Origin of the sequence: Microcoleus sp. BM001215392 (assembly GCF_036700185.1) — a bacterium.
Taxonomy (GTDB): Bacteria; Cyanobacteriota; Cyanobacteriia; order Cyanobacteriales; family Microcoleaceae; genus Microcoleus.
In genome coordinates this window covers 1-4,856 of record NZ_JAUBOJ010000476.1, presented here as the reverse complement: position 1 = coordinate 4,856, position 4,856 = coordinate 1, and the positions used below count along the sequence as shown (strand labels likewise).

Here is a 4,856-nt window from a genome sequence, read left to right as displayed (position 1 = left end):
ACAAGAAATTACTCAAAGTCCCCCTTCTTAAGGGGGATTTAGGGGGATCTCCGGGGAATAAAGATCGTTAACTAAACCGTATTGAAATGAAATCAACATTTTTGATTAAACAAACATCTACTTTACACTTATGCAAACAATTACCGATCGCAAATCAATCATCAAACAACCGCCTTTCACTCTTGCCCTAGCCCAAGAGTTATTAGCTACTTACGGTTCGCCGCTGTACGTTTATCAAAGCGACATTTTGCGCCGAACCATTGCCCGCATTACTAAGGCGATCGACTATCCGCGAACTCAATTTTGTTTTGCCAGCGTCACCAACGGTAGCATCGCCCTGCTGCAAATCTTTCGGGATAGCGGGTGGGGATTGCACGCCAACACGCCGGGAGATATTTATTTAGGAATCAAGGCAGGTTTTGCACCCCAAAATATTGTTTACAGTGGCAGTAATCTGCACCGAGATGAGATGGAACAAGTTCTCAAATGGGGTGTCAAAACTTTGAATTTCGACAGTCTCTCTCAGTTGCATTTGTGCTGCGAAGTGTACCAATCTCTCAGGGATAACCAACAGATTTTAGCACCGCCCAGTCTGGGTTTGAGGCTGAATTTGCCCGAATTAACCGGGGAAAGTCGCATTGGAGTGCGATCGCCCGAATTTCCCGAAGCAATTGCGATCGCAAAAACAGCCGGATTAAAGCTGAGTGGCTTGCATTTTTATCGCGGTACCGGCACTAATTCTACCGCAGCCTTTACTCAAGTAATTGATACGATAATTGCCGCAGCCCAGCAATTGCCAGATTGGGAATATCTCGACTTTGGCGGGGGCTTTGGCTATCCTTACCACAGCGGGGGTACAGCCTTTGATTGGGAACTATTTGGGGCAGAATTGACCACCAGAATTTGTCAATTAGACCGCGCAATTGACTTAATAATTGAACCAGGGCGATCGGTTGTAGCGGGATGTGCTATTTTGCTCGCTCAAGTTGTTTCCACAAAATGGCAAGAAGCCAAACAAATTGTCGGTGTAGATACGACTGTTGCTAATCTTTCAGTACCGTCGGTTCACGGCGGTTATCGAGAGATTTGTACCTGGAATTGCCGTGATTGTTTACATCTTACTGATGTTTGTGGCAATACGACTTATTCGCGGGATTATTTGGGGAAAAACTGTCAACTTCCGGCTTTAACAGTTGGAGAAATCCTTGGTATTTTGGATGTGGGAGCTTACGGCTATGCCATGTCGTCACACTTTTTGCACCGCCCCAAACCTGCTGAAGTGCTGTTAGAAAATAGCCAACATCGCCTAATTCGCCACAGAGAAGATTACAGCATTTTGCTAGCCAATCAAGTTTTTTGAATAATCAATAGGAGATTTTTATGAAGTGCATTAACTGCCAAACTGATAATAAGTTAAAAGATCGCACGGCTAATAGAGGTCGCTGTCTACGATGCAGCCATAAGTTTGCTTTTGAACCGACTGCAATGACTGGTGTCAAAATAACTGACCCGATGTTTGCTAAGGCGATCGCAGATATTTCGGTTAACGACACGCTGTTTTTCACGCCTAAACAGTTATTTTACCTTTTAGATAGGCGATCGAAACCAAAAATTTATGATGAGTTCTACACAATCCCCGGATACCTAATTGTTAATATAGCTTCAGGTATCTTTCTGGCTATCTGGATAGGAATTATATTTTCCGAAATTAATATATTTTTCATTTTGGTAATGTTTGCGATCAATAGTTTATTAATCAAAGGAACTGTTACTGCTAGCCATTCTAACAAGTATCCATACCAACAACGCCAGAAATTTGCAAAGACTTTGCAAGTTTGGGCAGGAATAGTTCTGGTCTGCGGAATTGGTGTTAGTCTGTTATCAAATTCCTTTCCGCTGTTTTTAGCTAGCTCTGCTATCGGAATGCTATCTATCTATTATGGGAATCAAAAAATTGACAAAAGAACTGCAAATAGTCAAAAATTTACGATTGACTCAAATCAGTTTCAAGGCTGGATGAATACTTGGACAGAAATTAACTCTCTGGCTAAAGTGCTGCCATCTCCCCGCGATACAAATGCAAATGTCACCGTCAGTCCTGATGTCAGCGCTTACAGTTTTGACAGATTAGTTGTGTGCGATCGCCCGGAAATTGCCCAATTTTTAATCGCCAACAATTTTCACTTTGAAAACAACTGTGCAGTCCTCAGCATTACCGGATATCCTCAAAGTATCTTCGACATAACTATGCAAATGCTGGGTCGAAATCCCGACTTAAAAGTGTATGCTTTGCACGATTGCAGTCCCAAAGGAATTGGTTTGGTTGACCGCTTGCGTACCAGTCCTAATTGGTTCCCAGATAACAGCGCGATAATTATTGATATCGGACTGCTACCCCGGCAAATTATGGCGGCTGGTGATAATATGTTTGTCTTAAGTTCTGAGCAAAATGCACGAGATGCTAGACAATTATCAGCCCAAATCCGCCAAGATTTATCTGCTGAAGAATTGGAGTGGTTGGAATTAGGTAATTATGTAGAATTGGAATCGTTTAGTCCTCAGAAACTGATTCAAATTTTGAATCGAGGAATTGCAGGAAGTCGAGATTTAGGTAGCGATGATAGTAGTTTGATTCTGCTAGGTGGTACGGATAGTTCTATTTATGTTGTCGATAGTTTTGGTTGAGTTTGTATGGGGATGGGGAAGGACGTGGCAGTGTTCAGAGGTCTCAAGTTAACGCCAAAGACCGCCAGAGGTTAAAACCCCTGTCTAATAGCGAAAGTCCTCTAAAGAGGACTGATGAGGTTTTTATTTTTAAGCAATAATTCTCTTGCATAAACTAATGATTTCTTCAGTCCTCTTTAGAGGACTTCAGCTTTGAGGCAGGGGTTTTAACCCCTGCCGGACTCTGAGAAAGCGCGTGCGAATTTAATATTACTTATTACTTTGCAGCCAAAGTTCTAAACTTGTCAATAGCCACAGCTTAACGCCATAACGCCCCCAAGTATCTCCCTCATAATCTAACCATTGAGCAATTAAAGATTGATTACAATAAGGAGCAATAGCAGCTTTTTTCGACAGCAGCAAACCCTTAGCCTCTCGTTGCCAAAACTTCTTAAATCCCAACTGTACGGGAACTAGCATTCCGCTTTTGGGCCTGTCCAAAATTTGAGCCGGCAGCAAATTTGCCACCGCTTGTTTGAGCACAGCTTTCTCCACAACCCCGGACAATTTGTACTCCGGCGGAATAGTCATGCTCAAATCCACGATTCGCTGATCGAACAAAGGCGATCGCCCGTGCAACCCCGCAGCTTGAGTCAAATTGTTCACTTTGGTCAAAATCTGGTCTGCTCCCTTAAACTTGATATTTAACGCCATTAATCGATTCAGATAATTGCCGCTAGCATTCAAATCCGCACTAAATACCGAAGGTTCTGCTTGCATCGCTGCCCAAATTTCCGGTTTTAACAGTTGAGGCAAATCCGCAGCGCACTTTTGAAATGACAGCAAATATGCTGGTAGTGCATCTAAATTAGTGACAGAATTGTACAAGCTGTTCATTAACATTGGTTGATTTTTCGGGCCGCCAAAACAAGGATCGCCACCTTCGCCGTTGAGGACAACTTCGACGGATTCCCGCGCCATTCTTCCTAATAGCAAGTTTGGCACTGTCAGCGGGTCGCCGATCGGATCGTCTAAGTAACCCATAGTTTCTGGCAACTTTTCCCACATATCCCGAAAGCTAATTTCTAAAATGTGGTGTTGAGTTTGACAATGTTGGGCGACTAAACTGGAAAACTCTAATTCGTTGGCGCATTCTTCGCCAAAATGAATTGAGTAAGTGTGAATTGGGCGATCGCAAAATTGAGCAGCTAAAGCCGCAATGCAGCTAGAGTCTAACCCGCCGGAAAGAAACACGCCTACAGGTTGATTTGTGGGCAAATATTCTCGGACAATTTCATCTAAAAGAGAGCGCAATCTCGCGCCGTGCCATTCCAAAGATTGTTCCGCCTCGACAACTTGTTCTCGCAGTTCCCAGTATGCCGAAATTGTCTCGTCAGGAATGCTTAAAATGCTTCCTGGGCGCAGTTCTCGGACTTGCTGCCACAGGGTACGATCGCCTGGAACGAACGAGCAGCAGAGGTAATCTCGCAGGGCTGTGAGGTCGAGATCCCTTGAGTGGTATTGTGCGATCGCCCGCAGTTGAGGCGCAATCCAGCGAGTCGCGCCAACAGTAGTGTAGTAGAGAGTGCGCGCGCCCGTGCGATCGCGCGCCAGCCGCAAAACCTGCGATTGGCGATCCCAAACCGCAAACGCAAACATACCCGCCAGCAGCGGCAAGCATTCAGGGCCCCACCGTTCCCACAGTTGAGCCACTAATTGGCGATCGCACCCCTGCCAACTACTCGCAGAAATGCCCAATTTTTCCAGCAATTGCGATCGATTGCTGAGCCAAATATCGCCTACTATCACAAATTTTTCAGAGGGACTCAGAACAAGCTGAACGCTTGGGTTAGAGCAAATAATCGCAATTTGACCTTCTCGCCACGCTGCATCATCTGCGATCGCATCTATTTCCCCCCAAGCTATCCGCCAACTTGAGGCAAATTCAACCAGAGGACTTGGAGGAACTAATAATTTTTGTTTTTGGCTACCTTTGTAATTCAGGAATGATTTTATATGGTTCATTTTGGCAAGCTTAATATTATTTATAATCATATCAAGCTTAACAAAAACGTACAGGGTGTATCTCACTTTTGAAGCCTGAAGAAGCATGACCGCATATGAGTTATTAGTTATAATCCCATGTTGAATGCGGTCATGCTTCGCCCCTACGGATATATTTGCCTTGCACC

The 4,856-nt window shown here is 44.3% G+C and carries 3 protein-coding genes; 2 read left to right on the top strand and 1 reads right to left on the bottom strand.

Annotated features, from left to right (window positions below; translation table 11 throughout):
- Positions 1–130: 130 nt before the first annotated feature.
- Together QT974_RS30995 and QT974_RS30990 are read left to right on the top strand one after the other, a co-directional pair.
- A complete protein-coding gene (locus tag QT974_RS30995) occupies positions 131–1,360 on the top strand; it encodes a diaminopimelate decarboxylase family protein (RefSeq protein WP_333472211.1) in 1,230 nt (409 codons plus the stop codon).
- Between the two features lie 20 nt (positions 1,361–1,380).
- A complete protein-coding gene (locus QT974_RS30990) occupies positions 1,381–2,685 on the top strand; it encodes a hypothetical protein (protein WP_333472210.1) in 1,305 nt (434 codons plus the stop codon).
- 249 nt (positions 2,686–2,934) lie between these two features.
- On the opposite strand, the gene QT974_RS30985 is transcribed toward QT974_RS30990, so the two are convergent.
- Entirely contained in the window at positions 2,935–4,689 is a 1,755-nt protein-coding gene (locus QT974_RS30985) for an asparagine synthetase B family protein (RefSeq protein ID WP_333472209.1), read from the bottom strand.
- Positions 4,690–4,856: the final 167 nt, after the last annotated feature.

Coding starts and splice junctions, on each gene's coding strand:
- QT974_RS30995 (WP_333472211.1), top strand. CDS start 131: ATGCAAACAATTACCGATCGCAAATCAATCATCAAACAACCGCCTTTC.
- QT974_RS30985 (WP_333472209.1), bottom strand. CDS start 4,689: ATGAACCATATAAAATCATTCCTGAATTACAAAGGTAGCCAAAAACAA.
- QT974_RS30990 (WP_333472210.1), top strand. CDS start 1,381: ATGAAGTGCATTAACTGCCAAACTGATAATAAGTTAAAAGATCGCACG.